This window comes from Streptomyces sp. GC420, from assembly GCF_009916105.1.
GTDB lineage: Bacteria > Actinomycetota > Actinomycetes > Streptomycetales > Streptomycetaceae > Streptomyces.
The window spans coordinates 1-17,163 of the sequence record NZ_JAAAXQ010000156.1; the positions used below are offsets into that span (position 1 = coordinate 1).

Consider the following 17,163-nt stretch of genomic DNA (forward strand, 5'->3'; position numbering starts at 1 on the left):
GCTGTTCACCGCGCGGCCTCCGCGGCCGTGACACCACCCCCCAAGTGGTCAATAGAGCACGCGAGTTGGCTGTACGGTGCGGGTGACGGCCGCATGGGGCGGCCGCCTTTCGTCGCGCCGGGCAAAGGAGTCAGCGCCGTATGTCGTGCTGGGCAGGTGGGCCCGCCCCCGCGGGGCGCGGCCGTGCCGCGCCGGCGGCCCGGGGAGGCCGCCCCCGGTGCGGGTCAGGCCGTCGGGGCCTTGGTGAGGGAGGGGCGGGAGGACGTGCCGCCGGCGTCCGGCTCCACGAGGTCCCTGGCCATGAGCGTCGCTCCGGCGACCGCGCCCGGCATCAGGAAGACCGCCGCCAGCGGGACGAGGAAGGCCAGGGTCAGCGGCACCCCGAAGCCCAGGGCCAGCATCCGGCGGCCTCGCAGCACGGCGAGCCGTTCCTTCAGGGAGACGCGGCGGCGCTGGAAGGCGACGGCCGTCAGCTCCTGGGTGAGGAAGTAGCCGGTGACGCAGAAGCCGATGGCGGGCACCAGGGTCTGGCCCAGGACGGGCAGGAAACCGGCCGCGAAGAGCAGCACACCGTACAGCGCGACCCTGGCCAGCACGGCGAGGCTCTCGCGGGCGGAGATCACCAGCTCGCGCCAGAGCGGCAGCCCGGACTCGGGGACGACACCGTCCTCGTCGGCGTCCCTCTCGACCTGCTCGGACAGCGACTCGTAGAACGGCTGCCCGACCAGCAGGGTCACGGCGGTGAAGGTGATCACGGAGAGCAGCAGCGACAGGGCCCAGAGCAGGGCGGTGAGCAGGCCCCGGAAGAGGCCGGTCCAGGGGGAACCCCAGCCGCCGGCGAACGGGGTCGACCAGGCGACGAGGTCGTCCGCCCAGAAGGCGAGGGCGGTCAGGGCCCCCGCGTAGAGCACCAGGGTGATCAGCCCGGGCAGCAGGCCGAGGCCGTAGCGGCGGCCGCTGCGGACCACCCACCGCTGGCCCTTCATCAGATAGCCGAAGCCCGTTCCAAGATCGCGCATAGGGACAGGGTAATAACGGTCGGGCCGCCTCGTGCGTGACCCATTGACACCCTTCGCTGTACGTGGCTACCTTCACGCCAGCATTTCGAACGTGTGACGAAATACCGAACAACCAAGGGGCAATGGCCTTGCGTATTACGGGAATCAGCACGCACGTCGTCGGGACCCCCTGGCGCAACCTCACCCATGTCCTCGTCCACACCGACGAGGGCCTGACCGGTGTCGGCGAGACCCGCATGCTCGGCCACACCGACGCCCTGGTGGGCTACCTGCGGGAGGCCGAGGCCAACCACATCGTGGGCTCCGACCCCTTCGCCGTGGAGGACCTGGTCCGCCGGATGAAGTACGGGGACTACGGGCGGGCCGGGGAGATCGTGATGTCCGGCATCGCGGTGGTGGAGACGGCCTGCTGGGACATCAAGGGCAAGGCGCTCGGCGTCCCGGTGTGGCAGCTGCTGGGCGGCCTGGCACACCCGGACGGGCGGATCAAGGCCTACGCCAACGGCTGGTACACCACCGAGCGGACGCCCGAGGCGTACCACAAGGCGGCCCAGGGCGTGATCGAGCGCGGCTACCGGGCGCTGAAGATCGACCCCTTCGGCGCCGGGCGCATGGAGCTCGACCACGAGGAGACGCTGTACGCGGTCTCGCTGATCGAGGCGGTGCGCGACGCCATCGGCCCCGAGACGGAACTGATGCTGGAGATGCACGGCCGTTTCTCTCCCGCCACCGCGGTCCGGCTGGCGCACGAGATGGCACCGTTCAGGCCCGCGTGGCTGGAGGAGCCGGTGCCGCCGGAGAACCTCAAGGCGCTGCGCAAGGTCGCCGAGAAGGTGGACCTGCCGGTGGCGACGGGCGAGCGCATCCACGACCGCATCGAGTTCCGCGAGCTCTTCGAGTCCCAGGCCGCGGACATCATCCAGCCGGATGTGGGCCACATCGGCGGCATCCTGGAGACCCGCAAGCTCGCCGCTACCGCCGAGACCCACTATGTGCTGGTCGCCCCGCACAATGTCGGCGGCCCGGTGCTGACAGCGGCCTCCCTCCAGGTCGCCGGCTGCACTCCCAACTTCAAGATCCTCGAACACTTCAACGACTTCGCGGACGCGGAGATCAAGAAGGTCGTCAAGGGCGCCCCCCAGGTCGTCGACGGCTACTTCCAGCTCTCCCGCGAACCGGGTCTCGGCGTCGAGTTCGACGTGGAGGCCGCGGCGGAGTTCCCTCAGCAGCAGGCACGCTTCGATCTGTTCGCGGACGGCTGGGAGAAGCGCAACCCCAAGGGCACCGGATGAGCGACGAAGCAGCGAGAACGGGTGCGGAAGAGGCACCGCAGGCCCCGGCGCCCGCGGGACCCCCGCCGGGCGGCACGGCGCCGTTCAGGAGCGTCGGGCGGCTCACCCCCGCCGCGGCGACCAGACTGCTCGCCGGCCTCGCCCCGCCGCAGCGGCCCCAGGGTGCCGGGGCCTGGCCCGCGGGCGTCCGGGGCGCCAGCTACCTCGATCCCCCGGCGACGGCGGAGGGCCGGGGGGCCCCGGCACCGCAGCCGGCGAAGGAGACCGCTCATGAGCAGCGCTGACGTCGCACTCGTCCTCGACGCCCCCGGGGCGTACCGGCTCGTCGAGCGGGTGCCGGCCGCGCCCGGCCCCGGGGACGCGCTGGTGCGGGTGCACGCGTCCGGCATCTGCGGCAGCGACCGGGAGATCTACCAGGGCAACCGGCCCGAGGGATATGTGCGCTACCCCGTGACGCCCGGACACGAGTGGTCCGGGACCGTCGACGAGGTCGGCGCGGGAGTGCCCCAGGACCTGGTCGGGCGCAAGGTGGTCGGGGAGGGCTTCCGCAACTGCCAGGTGTGCGAGCGGTGCCACGCGGGCGAGACCACGCTGTGCACCGCCGGATACGAGGAGACCGGGTTCACCCTGCCCGGGGCCATGGCGGCCACGCTGACGCTGCCGGCCCGGCTGCTGCACGTACTGCCCGACGACGCCGACCTCACGGCCGCCGCCCTGCTCGAACCGGCCGCCTGCATCGCGGCGGCCGCGCTCAAGGCGGACGCGCGGCCCGGTGAGCGGGTGGCCATGGTGGGCACCGGCACGCTGGGCATGATCGCCGTGCAGTTCCTCAAGGCGGTCTCCCCCGCCGAGCTGCTGGTGGTCGGTACCCGGCCCGACCGCGAGCAGTTGTCCCTGTCCTTCGGCGCGACGGCGTTCCGCACCCGCGACGCGCTCGGCGGCCTCGGGGAGTTCGACGCCGTCATCGAGACGGCCGGCTCCGCGTCGGCGGCGCGCGCCTCGGCGGCCCTGCTGCGCCGCGGCGGCCGGCTGGTCCTGACCGGCATCCCGGCACCTGGCGCCGCCGGTCTCGACCCGACCGATCTGGTGGTACGGCAGATCGAGACGCAGACCGTCTTCGGCGCCCCGCCCACCGCGTGGTCGCACGCGGTGCGGATGTTCGGCGCCGGCCTGCTCGACCCGCTGCCGCTGGTCACGCACGAGCTGCCGCTCACCGAGTTCGCCCGGGCCATCGAGCTGGTCGGCAGCGGCGATCCCAAGGTGGGCAAGGTCCTGCTGCGGCCCCAGGGCGTGTTTCGAAAGTAGCGTCGTCCGCCCGCAGGGCGGGGCTGGGGGCGTCCGGTGCGTGCGATCGCAAGGCGGAGGGAGGAGAGCGCAGCGGGCTGCGCCGACGACCGACAACGCCGCGTGGGGGCACCTCCCGTGCCCGGAGGGCCACGGGGGAGTGCGTGCCGGGCGCCCCCAGCCGGACGGGACTTTCGAAACACGCCCTGAACCGCGCGCCGGTGCGCGTCACCTGACGGGCCCGCACCGGCGCGCACCCATTTCCCCGAACCTCATTCGAAATACCGAACACGAACGACAAGGAGTCCCGTGCCCGAACTCACTGGGAACACAGGTCACCGCCGGCCCGGCGAGAGCGCCCTCGGTCGGCTCGGGCTCGGGGCGCCCGACCCCGACCCGGCGGACTCCTCCGCGCACGCCTTCCCCGACGGGGGCACCTGGCGCACGGAGATCCCCTCCGTGGAGGGCCCCGAGGCACTGTCCGTCGTCCTCAAGGAGTCCTCACGGCTCGACGTTCCGGTACACCGGATCAGCCAGGGCAGCGGCATCTGGATGCTCACGGACGCCGAGATCACCGAGATGGCCGAGGCGTGCGCCGAGCGGGACATCGAACTGTGCCTGTTCACGGGACCGCGCGGCACCTGGGACATCGGCGCCTCCACCCGCACCCTCTCCGGCGGCGCCGGGCTGCGCGCCCGCGGCCACGACGCCGTGGCCGGGTGCGTGGAGGACGCGATCCGGGCCACCGGGCTCGGCGTGAAGTGCCTGCTGATCGCCGACGAGGGGGTGCTGTGGACACTGCACCGGCTGCGCGAGCAGGGCGTGCTGCCCGCGGACACCACCCTCAAGGCCTCCGCGCTCATCGGCCCGGTCAACCCGGCCTCGTACGCGGTCTACGAGCGTCTGGGCGCGGACTCCGTGAACATCCCGTCAGACCTCACCCTCCAGCACATCACCGAGATCCGCCGGGCCAGCCGGGCACCCATGGATCTCTACATCGAGGCCCCCGACGACCTCGGCGGCTACATCCGGATGTACGAGGCGGCCGAGCTCATCAGGCGCGGCGCTCCCCTCTACCTGAAGTTCGGCCTCAGCAAGGCCCCCGGCATCTACCCCTACGGGGCGCATCTGCGGGACGCCACCCTCGACACCGCCCGGGAACGGGTGCGTCGCGGCCGCCTGGTGCTCGACCTGCTGGCCCGCCACGGCGCCGACGGCAACATGTCGCCACTTGGCTCACGGCTGCCGGGTCAACTCAACAGATTTGCCCTTCCCGCATAACGCTCTCACAAAGTCGCTTCACAGAACGCCGCAGAAGCGCGCACAATCCAACGCGCCTTCGCACACAGATGTTCATCGCCGCCGACGACACAGCACCCTTCGAAACTAGGAATGATCACCATGCGTAACCGCAGAGTCGCAGTTACCGCCGCCTCCATAGCGGCTGCCCTGTCCCTCACCCTCACCGCCTGCGGGCAGGACAGCGAGGGTGGCAGCGAGGAGAAGAAGAGCGCCGGGGACGCGACCGTCGGCATCGCGATGCCGACCAAGTCCTCCGAGAGGTGGATCGCCGACGGCAACAACATGGTCGCCTCGCTGAAGAAGGCGGGCTACAAGACCACCCTGCAGTACGCCGAGGACGACCCGGACCAGCAGGTCTCGCAGCTCGAGAACATGATCACCCAGGGTGTGGACGCGCTGGTGATCGCGGCGATCGACGGCCGCGCGCTCGGCAACGTCCTCCAGCAGGCCGCCGACGCCGACATCCCGGTCATCTCCTACGACCGCCTCATCCTCGGCAGCGAGAACGTCGACTACTACGCCTCCTTCGACAACGAGAAGGTCGGCGAGCTCCAGGCCACGTACATCGTGGAGAAGCTGGGGCTGAAGGACGGCAGCGAGAAGGGCCCGTTCAACATCGAGCTGTTCGCCGGCTCGAACGACGACAACAACACGCGCTACTTCTTCCAGGGCGCGATGAACGTCCTCCAGCCGTACATCGACGACGAGAAGCTCGTCGTCAAGTCCGGCCAGACCAAGCTCAACCAGGTCACCACGCTGCGCTGGGACGGCGGCACCGCGCAGAAGCGCATGGACGACCTGCTGACCTCCTCCTACGCCAAGGACAGGGTCGACGCGGTCCTCTCGCCCTACGACGGCATCTCCATCGGCATCCTCTCCGCGCTGAAGTCCGACGACTACGGCAGCAAGTCCAAGCCTCTGCCGATCGTCACCGGCCAGGACGCCGAGGTCGCCTCGGTGAAGTCGATCATCGCCGGCGAGCAGACGATGACCGTCTACAAGGACACCCGCGAACTCGCCAAGGTCGCCTCGGACATGGTCGACGCGGTGCTGAACGACAAGAAGCCCGAGATCAACGACGACAAGACCTACGACAACGAGAAGAAGGTCGTCCCGGCCTACCTGCTCGACCCGATCAGCGTCGACAAGGGCAACTACAAGGAGGTCGTCGTGGACTCCGGATACATCAAGGAGAGCGACCTCGGCTGATCCCCGTACATCCCTGAAGGAAAGGCACGACCATGGCGGGACCCGTCCTGGAAATGCGCTCGATCGTCAAGACCTTCCCCGGCGTCAAGGCGCTGTCGGACGTCTCCCTGACTGTCCGCGAGGGCGAGGTCCACGCCATCTGCGGGGAGAACGGCGCCGGCAAGTCGACGCTGATGAAGGTCCTCAGCGGTGTCCATCCGCACGGCAGCTACGAGGGGGACATCCTCTTCCAGGGCGAGCCGTGCCGGTTCAGGGACATCAGGGCGAGCGAGAAGCGCGGAATCGTCATCATCCACCAGGAGCTCGCCCTGGTGCCCTACCTCTCCATCGCGGAGAACATCTTCCTCGGCAACGAACACGCGAGCCGCGGGGTCATCAGCTGGAACGAGACCCTGCGGCACGCGTCCGCCCTGCTCAAGCGGGTGGGCCTGGACGAACACCCGGGCACCCGGGTGGCGGACATCGGTGTCGGCAAGCAGCAGCTCGTCGAGATCGCCAAGGCGCTGTCGAAGGAGGTGAAGCTGCTGATCCTGGACGAGCCGACGGCCGCGCTCAACGACGAGGACAGCGGCAAACTCCTCGATCTCATTCTGGAGCTGAAGGCCCAGGGGATCACCTCGATCATCATCTCCCACAAGCTCAACGAGATCTCCCGGGTCGCCGACTCGGTGACGATCATCCGCGACGGCCGGACCATCGAGACCCTCGACGTGAAGGCCGCCGCGACCACGGAGGAGCGGATCATCCGCGGCATGGTCGGCCGCGACCTCGACCACCGCTTCCCCGAGCGCACCCCGCACCACCCCGAGCCCGGGGCGCATCCCGCCCTGGAGATCCGGGACTGGACCGTGCACCATCCGATCGACCAGCAGCGCAAGGTCGTCGACGGTGTCTCGCTCAATGTCCGGCGGGGCGAGATCGTCGGCATCGCCGGCCTGATGGGCGCGGGCCGCACGGAGCTCGCGATGAGCGTCTTCGGGCGTTCCTACGGCCGCCACGCCGGCGGCACCGTCCTCAAGGACGGCCGGGAGATCCGCACCAGGACCGTCCCCGAGGCGGTCGAGCACGGCATCGCGTACGTCACCGAGGACCGCAAGCACTACGGGCTCAACCTCATCGACACCATCGGGCGCAACATCACGCTGAGCGCCCTGCCCAAGGTCGCCACGCGCGGCATCGTCGACGAGCACGAGGAGCGCAGAGTCGCGGAGTCGTACCGCACCAGCATGAACATCAAGGCGCCCAACGTCTTCGAGCCGGTCGGGAAGCTGTCCGGCGGCAACCAGCAGAAGGTCGTCCTCAGCAAGTGGATCTTCGCCGGCCCGGATGTGCTGATCCTGGACGAGCCGACCCGCGGTATCGACGTGGGCGCCAAGTACGAGATCTACACCGTCATCGACAAGCTGGCCGCCGAGGGCAAGGCGGTCGTCTTCATCTCCTCGGAGCTCCCCGAACTCCTCGGCATGTGCGACCGCATCTACACGATGTCCGCCGGCCGGGTCACCGGCGAGGTCCCGCGGGCCGAGGCCACGCAGGAAGTGCTGATGCGGTTCATGACCAAGGACAAGAGGTAAGAGTGATGGGCGCGAACACAACCGCCGAGACCCCGCCCGACGCGAAGCGGCCGAGCGGGCCGGCTGCGCAGGAATCCGGCCTCGCCGGGCTGCTGGTGGACGGCATGCGCCGCAATATGCGGCAGTACGGAATGCTGATCGCCCTCGGTCTGATCGTGGCCCTGTTCGCCGTGTGGACCGGCGGAGACCTGCTGCTGCCGCGCAATGTCTCCAACCTGGTGCTGCAGAACAGCTACATCCTGATCCTGGCGATCGGCATGATGATCGTCATCATCTCGGGCCACATCGACCTGTCCGTCGGCTCGCTCACGGCCTTCGTCGGAGCGGTCGCCGCGGTGCTGATGGTCGAGAACAAGCTGCCCTGGCCACTCGCCCTGCTCGTCGTGGTGGCGATCGGGGTGGTCGCCGGCGCCGCCCAGGGCTACTTCATCGCCTACGTGGGCATACCGTCGTTCATCGTGACCCTCGCGGGGATGCTCATCTTCCGCGGGTTCACGGAGATCTTCCTCGGCGGCCAGACCCTGGGCCCCTTCCCCGACGGGCTGCAGACCGTCGCCAACGGCTTCCTTCCCGAGGTCGGCCCGGACACCAACTACCACAACCTGACCCTGCTGCTCGGCCTCGTACTGATCGTCTTCGTGGTGCTCCAGGAAGTGCGCGACCGCAAGCGGCAGCAGGAGTACGAGCTGGAGGTGCCGCCCCGCAACCTCTTCCTGCTGAAGCTGGTCGCGCTGATCGCCGCCGTCCTGGTCTTCACCATGCTGCTCGCCAGCTACAAGGGCGCGCCCGTGGTGCTGCTGATCCTGGCGGTCCTGCTCGTCGGCTTCGGCTATGTGATGCGCAACGCGGTCATCGGCCGCCACGTGTACGCGATCGGCGGCAACCTCCCCGCCGCGAAGCTGTCCGGCGTGAAGGACAAGCGGGTCACCTTCCTGGTCTTCGTGAACATGGGCATGCTCGCCGCCATCGCGGGCCTGGTCTTCGCCGCCCGCTTCAACGCGGCCTCGCCGAAGGCCGGTCTCAACTTCGAACTGGAGGCCATCGCGGCCGCCTTCATCGGCGGCGCGTCGATGAGCGGCGGTGTGGGCACGGTGCTCGGCGCCATCATCGGCGGTCTGGTGCTGGGCGTGCTCAACAACGGCATGAACCTCGTCGGTGTCGGCACCGACTGGCAGCAGGTCATCAAGGGGCTCGTCCTGCTCGCCGCGGTCGGCTTCGACGTGTGGAACAAGCGAAAGGTCGGTTCGTAAGGCAGTCAGTCTCGTCACTCACCGGAATCGGAGTCGCTGTGGACACGAGCAGACGCACCATCCTGACCGCGGCAGGGGCAGCCGGCCTCGCCGCGGCGACGGCCACGACCGCCCGCGCGGCGGAGAGCGGAAACCGCACCGTGAAGCCCAAGAAGGAGCTGTTCGGCCGGCTTGCCGACGGCACCAAGGTGTACGCGTACTCGCTGGCCCGGGGCGGGACCCGGATGCGGGTCCTGTCGTACGGCGGGATCGTGCAGTCCCTGGAGATCCCCGACCGGCACGGGCGCCGCAGGAACGTCTCGCTCGGCTTCGACGACCTCGCGGACTACGTCTCGTCCAGCCCCTACTTCGGGGCGCTCATCGGGCGGTTCGGCAACCGCATCGCCCGGGGCCGGTTCACCCTCGACGGGAAGACGTACCAGCTCCCCGTCAACGACGGGGAGAACAGCCTGCACGGCGGGAATGAGGGCTTCGACAAGCGGGTCTGGGACGTCGAGCCCTTCAACGGCTCCCAGTCAGTGGGCCTGCGGCTGCACTACACGAGCCCGGACGGCGAGATGGGCTATCCCGGCACGCTCAGGGTGCGGGTCACCTACACCCTGAACGACCGCGGGGACTGGCGCGTCGACTACGAGGCCACCACGGACCGGGCCACCGTCGTCAACCTCACCAGCCACGTCTACTGGAACCTGGCGGGCGAGGGCAGCGGCTCCGTGTACGACCACGAGCTGTCCGTCGCCGCGTCGCGCTACACCCCGGTCGACTCCGGTCTCATCCCGACCGGACGGACGGCGGAGGTCGCCGGCACGCCCTTCGACTTCCGCGGCGGCAAACGGATCGGGAAGGACATCCGGGCCGGCCACCAGCAGTTGCTGTACGGCAAGGGCTTCGACCACAACTGGGTGCTCGACAAGGGCGTCACCTCACAGCCGCGGCACGTCGCGACCCTGAGGGACCCGTCCTCGGGCCGCACGCTGAAGGTGTCCACCACCGAGCCGGGGCTGCAGTTCTACTCCGGCAACTTCCTCGACGGGACGCTGGTGGGCACCTCGGGCCGGACCTACCGGCAGGGTGACGCCCTGTGCCTGGAGACCCAGCACTACCCGGACTCGCCGAACCAGCCGTCGTTCCCGTCGACGGTGCTCAGGCCGGGCCGGACCTACCGTTCGACGACGGTGCACAGCTTCGGGGCGTAAGTGCCCCGGCAGCCACTCGCGTTGAACACCGTCTCTGCCGGATCCGTATAACTCGGCGGCCCGCCCACACCCGTGCGGGCCGCCCACGGCAGGGAAGGCAGGCAATGGCCGGGAATGTCACCGCACTGTTCCGTGCGTCCACCGCACACAGCCCCTCGATCTCCATGCTCAACCGGGCGAGTGGCGGAGCGGCCGGCCAGATCGCCGACTTCTGCATCCCGTGCAATCCGTACTTCCCCACGCCGCAGATGTTCGAGGAGATGGGCGCGAGGATCCGCGACATCCTCACCTACTACCCGAGCGGCGCGGACACCATCACCGCCGAGCTGTGCCAGGTGCTCGGCCTCAATCCGCAGACCGTCGCCATGGGCAACGGATCCACGGAGCTCATCACCTGGATCGACCACCTGCTGGTGCGCGAGTCGCTCGCCGTGCCCGTGCCCACCTTCGGCCGCTGGACCGACCAGCCGATGGAGACCGGCAAGCGCGTGGACATGTACCTGCTGCCCGAAGCCCACGGCTTCCAGCTCGATCCCAGCGCCTTCGTCCAGTTCATCCGCACCAGAGGCTCGCGCACCGCCGTCGTCTGCAACCCCAACAACCCGGACGGGGGCCTGCTGACGAAAGCTCAGGTGCTGTCCCTTTGCGACTCGCTCCAGGACCTCGATCTGGTGATCGTCGACGAGTCCTTCCTCGAGTTCGCCGACTCGGCCCAGGAGACCAGCATCGTCGGGGAGGCCGTGCTGCGCCCCAATGTCATCGTGCTGCGCAGCCTCGGCAAGAACTTCGGTCTGCACGGGGTGCGGTTCGGCTACCTCGTCGCCAACCCGGCGCTGGCCGGACGGGTCCGCTCGATGCTCCCGAAGTGGAACCTCAACGCCTTCGCCGAGCACGTGGTGTTCATGCTCAAGGAGCACCGCCAGGAGTACCGGGAGAGCCTGGAGCGTGCCCGCCAGGACCGCCAGGAGATGATCGCACGTCTCGCCCAGCTGCCCGGTCTCACCGTCTACCCCTCCCAGGGCAACTTCGCCTTCGTACGGCTGCCGGAGGGCGTGGACGGGGCGGTGCTGCGGGACCGGCTGCTCTCCGAGCACGGGGTGCTGGTGCGCGAGTGCGGCAACAAGGTGGGCTCCTCCAGCCGGTTCCTGCGGCTGGTCGTGCGGCAGCCGGAGGAGGTGCAACGCCTGATTTCGGGGATGGAACAGGTGCTGTACGGCCGCCATGTCGCCGCCGCTCCCGCCCAGGTGCCGCCGCCCCCGCCCGCGCCGATGCTGGCGCAGGTGCCCCAGCAGGTCCCGGACCGGATGCAGCAGGCGCAGCAGCCCATGAGCCAGCACCAGGGCCTCGGGCTGGTCCCGGCCCAGATGCGCCCCACGGCGTCGGCGCAGGCGCCGGCTCCCGCGGCCCAGGCGACGGGTGCCGGCGCTCCGCCGGCCCCCATGGCGATGGCCAGGGGCTACACCTCGGGCACGGCGGCGGTGGACCGGCTGATCTCGGGGGCCTGACGCCGCGGGGCCGCGTCCGGGGTCCGGATCCGGCCCTTGCTCAGGCCGGACGCAGCTGCCGCTGCCGGCAGCCGTTCTCAGCCAGGACCGCTGAACCGCTTGCGCGTCAACGCTTCACACCGGCCGATTCCGCGCCGGACGCCCCTGGGGCCACAGCCGCCGGCTTTGCCGAAATCACAGCCCGCTGCCATGCGATCCACAGGAAGCGTCCCTACGGTGCCGTGTTCATGACAGACACTCGTCCCCCGTCGGACGCAGGACCGTACTGCTCGCCACCGGAGCCACCGCCGCGGCCGCGGCCGTGGGAATCGGCGCCGCGGGTGCCGCCGCCCAGGGCCCGTCCGCCCCCGGGGCGGCCGCACCGGCCGCCGGCACCGCCGACTCGGCCGCCGTCTGCACCCTCACCAAGGAGATGACCGAAGGCCCCTACTACCTCGGCGGTGCCCTCGTCCGGGCCGACATCAGCGAGGACAAGGCGGGCGTGCCCTTAGAGCTCGCCCTCACCGTCGTCGACGACGACACCTGCGCGACCCTGGCGAACGCCCTCGTCGAGATCTGGCACGCCGACGCGCTCGGCGAGTACTCCGGGTACGTCGGCAACAACGGGCACCAGGAACCCGACAACGGCACCTTCCTGCGCGGCGGCGTGCTCACGAATGCCGGCGGCGTCGCGAACATCACCACCGTGTACCCCGGCTGGTACCGGGGCCGCTGCATCCACATCCACGTCAAGGTGCACACCGGGGTGACCCTGACCTCCGACGGTTCGTTCACCGGCGGCCAGGAACTCCACACCGGGCAGCTGTTCTTCGACGAGTCCGTGACGGCGGCGGTCGCCCGGGTCTCTCCCTACTCCACGAACACCGTCACCCGCACCACTCTCTCCCAGGACTCCATCTACGACGGCGGGGGCGCGGCCTCCGGTCTGGTCGGCCTCACGGCGCTGGGCGGTTCGCCCTCCGCCGGGTACCGCGCCACCCTCACCCTCGGCGTGGAGCGCTAGCCGCGTACTTCGCGGGGCCGGCCGCCACATGTCAGCGCCCCGCGCTCACGCCAGCCGGATCACGTTCCAGGACATCGGCTCCAGCGTCGTACGGAGGGTGCCGTCCGCCAGGGCGGTGCCCTCCGGTGCCGCAGGGTGCGGGGCGACGCGGTCCGGGTCCTGAAGGGTGTTACGCGCCTCGGGGTCGGCGTCCGCGAGCACGCTGTGCTCCACCACCTCCCCCAGCCCCAGGCCGCGCAGTGCCACCTCCAGGGGCAGCGGCTCGTGCTGTGCGCGGTTGACGGCGAAGACCGTGACCGCGCCCGACTCCGGGACGCGGACCGCCGTGGCGTGCAGCAGGGGCACCTCGCCGTACCGCGCGGTCTCGTACACCGGCGATGCGGCCCGTACGTCGAGGACCCGGCCGCGCCCGTACCGGGAGGCCTGCGCGAACGGGAAGAAGGTGGTCTGCCGCCACGCGGGTCCGCCCGGCTCGGTCATGATCGGCGCGATGACGTTGACCAGCTGGGCGAGGCAGGCGACGGCGACCCGGTCGGCGTGCCGCAGCAGCGCGATGAGCAGGGAGCCGAAGACCACGGCGTCGGTGACCGAGTAGCTGTCCTCCAGCAGCCGCGGCGCCTCGGGCCAGGCCGGCGGGTTCTCCCGCTCCTGCTGCTGGAAGCGGCTCATGTACCAGACGTTCCACTCGTCGAAGGAGAGCCTGATCCGCTTCTTCGACTTCAGCCGGGCGCCGATGTGGTCGCAGGTCGCGACCACGTTCTCGATGAACGACTCCATGTCGACGGCGGAGGCGAGGAAGGAGTCCCGGTCCCCGTCGAGCTCCTCGTAGTAGGCGTGCAGCGAGATGTGGTCGACGAGGTCGTACGTCTCCATCAGGACCTTCGCCTCCCACTCGGCGAAGGTCGGCATGGACTGCCCGGAGGAGCCGCAGGCGACCAGTTCCACGCCCGGGTCGATCTGCCGCATGGCGCGGGCGGTCTCGGCGGCCAGCCGGCCGTACTCCTCGGCCGTCTTGTGGCCGGTCTGCCAGGGCCCGTCCATCTCGTTGCCGAGACACCACAGGCGGATGCCGAAGGGGTCCTTGTCGCCGTGCGCGGCCCGCAGGTCGGACAGGGCGGTGCCGGAGGGGTGGTTGGCGTACTCCTGGAGTTCCAGGGCCTCTGCGACGCCCCGAGTCCCCAGGTTGAGGGCCATCATCGGCTCCGCCTGCGGTCCGATCCTCTTCAGGAAGGCGATGTACTCGCTCAGGCCGAAGCGGTTGCTCTCCGTCGACCGCCATGCCAGGTCCAGCCGGCGCGGCCGCTCCTCGACCGGTCCGACGGAATCCTCCCACTTGTAGCCGGAGACGAAGTTGCCGCCGGGGTAGCGGACGACCGTGACGCCGAGTTCGCGTACCAGCTCCAGGACGTCGGTGCGCAGCCCGGCCTCGTCGGCCGCGGGGTGCCCCGGCTCGTGGACGCCGGTGTAGACGCAGCGGCCGAGGTGTTCGACGAACGAGCCGAAGAGCCGCGGGTCGACATCGCCGACGGTGAAGGCGGGGTCGAGGGTGAAGTGGGCGGTACGAGACATGACGTCCTCTCAGGAGAGTTTCACTGCACGGGGTCCCGGCCGGAGGTAACCGGCCGGCGAGCCGGTGTGGTGGCGACGGCGACGGCGGGCGCCCCGAGCCCGCCGAGCCCGCCGAGCCCGCCGAGCCCGCCGAGCCCGCCGAGCCCGCCGAGCCCGCCGAGCCCGCCGAGCATGGTGCGCCGGTTGAGGAGGGCTGGTCGTGAGGACGGTTGCATGGCGGCCCCCTGCGTCGGCCGGCGGAACCGGCATGGCTGCCCGTAATCCACCGTCCGTAATATCGAACATCGCTCGGAACTTCGAACGGGAAGTTAGGATGCGTTTTCTGCCGCGTCAACGCTTCGCGCAGGATCCGCGGAAATCGCCGGCGGCCGTGCCGTCGAATGCCGTCGAACGGACGGCACGGGTGGCCCAGTGACGGCAAGGCCCTCTTGTTGCGGGCGGGTTGAGGCGGTACACCTCGCGTACGCATCCCCTCACGAGGCAGGTACGCGTGGGCCCGGAGAGCCGGGGCCGCCACGCATCCCCGGAACGCGGCCCCGAGCCATATCCGTGCTGGCGCCGACGCTCGCGTCGCCCACCCTCTTGAGTGGCAGATCAATGATCAGCTGCTGTACTCACTCGCTGGTGTGTACAGTCCCTGCTATGGACAGTGAGACAGTGCCCCTCGTCGCAGCCAGAAACCAGCTTGGGCAACTCGTCGGTCGGGTCCGCCACGGGCATGAGCAGATTCTGATCAGCGAATACGGCGAGCCGGCGGCCGCGCTGATCCCCATAGAGGATCTCAACGAACTGCGCAGACTGCGGGACGAGGCGGACATCGCCGCAGCCCGGACTCGCGAGAGCACCGCAATGGGTGCACCGATGCCGCATGACGAGTTCATGGCCCAACTGGAGACCGAGGATCACCAGGCAGCCGCCTCGTGAACCACACCGTTGTATGGCAGCACCAGGCCATGGACGAGTTCCGCAGACTTCGCCAGGTCGACCCCGCCGGGGCCAAGGACTGCGCAGCCGCCGTCCGCGCCCTGGCCGACGACCCCCACCCGCCGACGGCACGGGAACTGGGTGGATCGGGTTACTGGCGGCTGTCCGTGGCCGACTGGCGGGTGCTGTACCGGCCGGACCGGGAAACAGTCACCGTACTGGTCCTCAAAGTGGGGCGTGCGCTCTAGCCGATTGGCACGGCCCGGGGAACGGCAGTGTCATGTACGGCACTCGGCGCGCAGCGGACGGGAATGCGGGTACTCATTGAGCACCGGCGGCCCGTCACCCGTATAAGAAGGTGCCGGGGGCCGCGACCTGGTGTGGGGTCGCGGCCCGCCGGTCCAGCCCGGTCAGTCGCCGACCTTGACGACCATCTTCCCCGTGTTGTCGCCGCGCAGGACGCCGAAGAAGGCCTCCAGGTTGTTCTCGATGCCCTCGACGACCGTCTCGCGGTACTTAAGCTCGCCGGAGCGGACCCAGGCTCCGACCTCCTGGACGAACTGCGGCTGCAGGTCGTAGTGGTCTCCGACGAGGAAGCCCTCGATGTGGCCGCGGGTCTGGATGAGGCGGGCGAGGTTGCGCGGGCCGGGCGCCGGCTCGGTGGCGTTGTAGACGGAGATCATGCCGCAGACGGCGATCCGGCCGTCCCTGTTGAGGGAGCCGATCGCGGCCTCCAGGTGGTCTCCGCCGACGTTGTCGAAGTACACGTCGATGCCGTCCGGGGCGGCCTCCCTCAACTGCTCGGAGACCGGGCCGTTCTTGTAGTTGAAGGCGGCGTCGAAGCCGTACTCCTCGACGAGGAGCTTGACCTTCTCGTCGGAGCCGGCCGAGCCGATGACCCGGGAGGCGCCCTTCAGCCTGGCGATCTGCCCGGCCTGGCTGCCGACCGCGCCGGCCGCGCCGGACACGAAGACCGCGTCGCCCTCCTTGAAGGAGGCCGTGCGCAGCAGGCCGGCGTACGCGGTCAGGCCGGTCATGCCGAGCACGCCCAGGTACGCCGACAGGGGCGCCGCCGCGGGGTCCACCTTGACGGCCGTCCTCGCGCGGACCGTCGCGTACTCGCGCCAGCCGAACCAGTGCAGGACGTGGTCCCCCGCCTCGAAACCCTCTGCATTGGAGGCCACGACCTGGCCGACGGCCCCTCCCTCCATCGGCCTGTCCAGCTCGTAGGGTGCGACGTAGGACTTGGCCGTGCTCATCCGCCCCCTCATGTAGGGATCGACGGAGACGAACAGGTTCCGGACGAGGATCTGCCCCTCGCCGGGCTCCTGAACGGGCACCTCGCGCAGCGCGAAGTCCTCGGCCGTGGGCCAGCCCTGCGGACGCGCGACGAGATGCCACTCACGGCCGGTGGTGGGGAGTGCGGACATGCGGGGATCCTCCAGGAAATACTTCAGCAGATGAAACAACCATGCGCCTGAATATTTCAGGTTGTCAAGTATCGGGGTAGGATGGCGGGCATGGCCCATACCTCAGACCGTCTGACCCTCGAAGTCGTCGACCTCATCGGGTCCGTCGTGGCGCGCTACCACCACGAGTACGAGGATGCGGCGGCCAAGTACGCGCTGACCGGCGCGCAGGCGGGCGTCCTGGGACTTCTTTCCGCCGACCCGCTTCCCATGCGCCGGATCGCCCAGAAGCTGAAGTGCGAGCCGTCGAACGTCACCGGCATAGTCGACCGCCTGGAGTCCCGTGGGCTGGTGGAACGCCGCCCCGACCCCGTCGACCGGCGCGTCAAGCTCGCCGCCGCCACGGAGGAGGGCCACCGGATCGCGGCCCAGCTGCGCGAGTCCCTCGACTTCGCCCGCGAGCCGCTCGCGGAGCTCACGGTCACCGAGCGCACGCTGCTGCGGGACCTACTGAAGCGGATGCTGGGCACGCCGGTCCCCGAGAACGGCTGACGGCCCCGGCCCCGCAGGCGGTATCGGTCTCACTGCGGGGCGGCGGCGGGGCAGCGCGGCGGCGCGGTGCGGTGG

The 17,163-nt window shown here is 70.0% G+C and carries 17 protein-coding genes; 13 read left to right on the top strand and 4 right to left on the bottom strand.

Annotated elements, in window-relative coordinates; genetic code table 11:
• Positions 1 to 224 precede the first annotated feature (224 nt).
• Complete coding sequence (locus GUY61_RS19905) at positions 225 to 1,019, bottom strand: EI24 domain-containing protein (RefSeq protein WP_166631559.1); 795 nt, start codon at positions 1,017 to 1,019, stop codon at positions 225 to 227.
• 128 nt (positions 1,020 to 1,147) lie between these two features.
• On the opposite strand from GUY61_RS19905, the gene GUY61_RS19910 reads away from it, so the two are divergent.
• From GUY61_RS19910 to GUY61_RS19955, 10 genes are all read left to right on the top strand, one after another.
• On the top strand, positions 1,148 to 2,311 hold the full coding sequence (locus GUY61_RS19910) for a mandelate racemase/muconate lactonizing enzyme family protein (protein ID WP_166631560.1): 1,164 nt from the start codon (positions 1,148 to 1,150) through the stop codon (positions 2,309 to 2,311).
• Positions 2,308 to 2,595 (top strand): hypothetical protein, encoded by a 288-nt coding sequence (locus GUY61_RS19915; RefSeq protein WP_166631561.1) that lies wholly within the window; start codon positions 2,308 to 2,310, stop codon positions 2,593 to 2,595. Before GUY61_RS19910 ends, GUY61_RS19915 begins: the two co-directional genes overlap by 4 nt.
• Entirely contained in the window at positions 2,582 to 3,616 is a 1,035-nt protein-coding gene (locus GUY61_RS19920; RefSeq protein ID WP_166631562.1) for a zinc-binding dehydrogenase, read from the top strand. The genes GUY61_RS19915 and GUY61_RS19920 overlap by 14 nt, the downstream gene beginning before the upstream one ends.
• Positions 3,617 to 3,904: 288 nt before the next feature.
• Entirely contained in the window at positions 3,905 to 4,876 is a 972-nt protein-coding gene (locus GUY61_RS19925; protein ID WP_166631563.1) for a hypothetical protein, read from the top strand.
• Positions 4,877 to 4,996: 120 nt separating this feature from the next.
• Entirely contained in the window at positions 4,997 to 6,106 is a 1,110-nt protein-coding gene (gene chvE / locus GUY61_RS19930) for a multiple monosaccharide ABC transporter substrate-binding protein (RefSeq protein ID WP_166631564.1), read from the top strand.
• Positions 6,107 to 6,138: 32 nt separating this feature from the next.
• Positions 6,139 to 7,680, top strand: a complete 1,542-nt coding sequence (gene mmsA / locus GUY61_RS19935) for a multiple monosaccharide ABC transporter ATP-binding protein (RefSeq protein WP_166631565.1) — start codon at positions 6,139 to 6,141, stop codon at positions 7,678 to 7,680.
• A 5-nt stretch (positions 7,681 to 7,685) separates the two neighbouring features.
• Positions 7,686 to 8,930, top strand: coding sequence for a multiple monosaccharide ABC transporter permease (mmsB, locus tag GUY61_RS19940; protein WP_166631566.1), 1,245 nt, complete (start codon positions 7,686 to 7,688; stop codon positions 8,928 to 8,930).
• Positions 8,931 to 8,968: 38 nt separating this feature from the next.
• Positions 8,969 to 10,126 (top strand): aldose epimerase family protein, encoded by a 1,158-nt coding sequence (locus GUY61_RS19945; protein WP_166631567.1) that lies wholly within the window; start codon positions 8,969 to 8,971, stop codon positions 10,124 to 10,126.
• A gap of 104 nt (positions 10,127 to 10,230) precedes the next feature.
• Positions 10,231 to 11,631, top strand: coding sequence for a histidinol-phosphate transaminase (locus GUY61_RS19950; RefSeq protein WP_208106211.1), 1,401 nt, complete (start codon positions 10,231 to 10,233; stop codon positions 11,629 to 11,631).
• Positions 11,632 to 11,932: 301 nt separating this feature from the next.
• Positions 11,933 to 12,634, top strand: coding sequence for an intradiol ring-cleavage dioxygenase (locus GUY61_RS19955; RefSeq protein ID WP_398956167.1), 702 nt, complete (start codon positions 11,933 to 11,935; stop codon positions 12,632 to 12,634).
• Positions 12,635 to 12,679: 45 nt separating this feature from the next.
• Here GUY61_RS19955 and GUY61_RS19960 read toward each other — a convergent pair whose 3' ends face one another.
• Both GUY61_RS19960 and GUY61_RS19965 read right to left on the bottom strand, forming a co-directional pair.
• Entirely contained in the window at positions 12,680 to 14,203 is a 1,524-nt protein-coding gene (locus tag GUY61_RS19960) for an alpha-N-arabinofuranosidase (RefSeq protein ID WP_166631569.1), read from the bottom strand.
• 20 nt (positions 14,204 to 14,223) lie between these two features.
• A complete protein-coding gene (locus GUY61_RS19965; protein WP_166631570.1) occupies positions 14,224 to 14,418 on the bottom strand; it encodes a hypothetical protein in 195 nt (64 codons plus the stop codon).
• A gap of 427 nt (positions 14,419 to 14,845) precedes the next feature.
• Between GUY61_RS19965 and GUY61_RS19970 the strand changes: the two genes are divergently transcribed.
• Positions 14,846 to 15,127, top strand: coding sequence for a type II toxin-antitoxin system prevent-host-death family antitoxin (locus GUY61_RS19970; protein WP_166631571.1), 282 nt, complete (start codon positions 14,846 to 14,848; stop codon positions 15,125 to 15,127).
• On the top strand, positions 15,124 to 15,375 hold the full coding sequence (locus GUY61_RS19975; protein WP_166631572.1) for a type II toxin-antitoxin system RelE/ParE family toxin: 252 nt from the start codon (positions 15,124 to 15,126) through the stop codon (positions 15,373 to 15,375). Before GUY61_RS19970 ends, GUY61_RS19975 begins: the two co-directional genes overlap by 4 nt.
• Positions 15,376 to 15,537: 162 nt before the next feature.
• Here GUY61_RS19975 and GUY61_RS19980 read toward each other — a convergent pair whose 3' ends face one another.
• Entirely contained in the window at positions 15,538 to 16,557 is a 1,020-nt protein-coding gene (locus GUY61_RS19980) for an NADP-dependent oxidoreductase (protein WP_166631573.1), read from the bottom strand.
• A gap of 90 nt (positions 16,558 to 16,647) precedes the next feature.
• Here GUY61_RS19980 and GUY61_RS19985 point away from each other — a divergent pair, with 90 nt between their 5' ends.
• Entirely contained in the window at positions 16,648 to 17,088 is a 441-nt protein-coding gene (locus GUY61_RS19985; RefSeq protein WP_166631574.1) for a MarR family winged helix-turn-helix transcriptional regulator, read from the top strand.
• Positions 17,089 to 17,163 lie beyond the last annotated feature (75 nt).

Excerpts from the sequence above, each read along its gene's own strand:
- GUY61_RS19905 (WP_166631559.1), bottom strand. The coding sequence starts at position 1,019 with ATGCGCGATCTTGGAACGGGCTTCGGCTATCTGATGAAGGGCCAGCGG.
- GUY61_RS19915 (WP_166631561.1), top strand. The coding sequence starts at position 2,308 with ATGAGCGACGAAGCAGCGAGAACGGGTGCGGAAGAGGCACCGCAGGCC.
- GUY61_RS19920 (WP_166631562.1), top strand. The coding sequence starts at position 2,582 with ATGAGCAGCGCTGACGTCGCACTCGTCCTCGACGCCCCCGGGGCGTAC.
- chvE (WP_166631564.1), top strand. The coding sequence starts at position 4,997 with ATGCGTAACCGCAGAGTCGCAGTTACCGCCGCCTCCATAGCGGCTGCC.
- mmsA (WP_166631565.1), top strand. The coding sequence starts at position 6,139 with ATGGCGGGACCCGTCCTGGAAATGCGCTCGATCGTCAAGACCTTCCCC.
- mmsB (WP_166631566.1), top strand. The coding sequence starts at position 7,686 with ATGGGCGCGAACACAACCGCCGAGACCCCGCCCGACGCGAAGCGGCCG.
- GUY61_RS19950 (WP_208106211.1), top strand. The coding sequence starts at position 10,231 with ATGGCCGGGAATGTCACCGCACTGTTCCGTGCGTCCACCGCACACAGC.
- GUY61_RS19960 (WP_166631569.1), bottom strand. The coding sequence starts at position 14,203 with ATGTCTCGTACCGCCCACTTCACCCTCGACCCCGCCTTCACCGTCGGC.
- GUY61_RS19965 (WP_166631570.1), bottom strand. The coding sequence starts at position 14,418 with ATGCAACCGTCCTCACGACCAGCCCTCCTCAACCGGCGCACCATGCTC.
- GUY61_RS19970 (WP_166631571.1), top strand. The coding sequence starts at position 14,846 with ATGGACAGTGAGACAGTGCCCCTCGTCGCAGCCAGAAACCAGCTTGGG.
- GUY61_RS19980 (WP_166631573.1), bottom strand. The coding sequence starts at position 16,557 with ATGTCCGCACTCCCCACCACCGGCCGTGAGTGGCATCTCGTCGCGCGT.
- GUY61_RS19985 (WP_166631574.1), top strand. The coding sequence starts at position 16,648 with ATGGCCCATACCTCAGACCGTCTGACCCTCGAAGTCGTCGACCTCATC.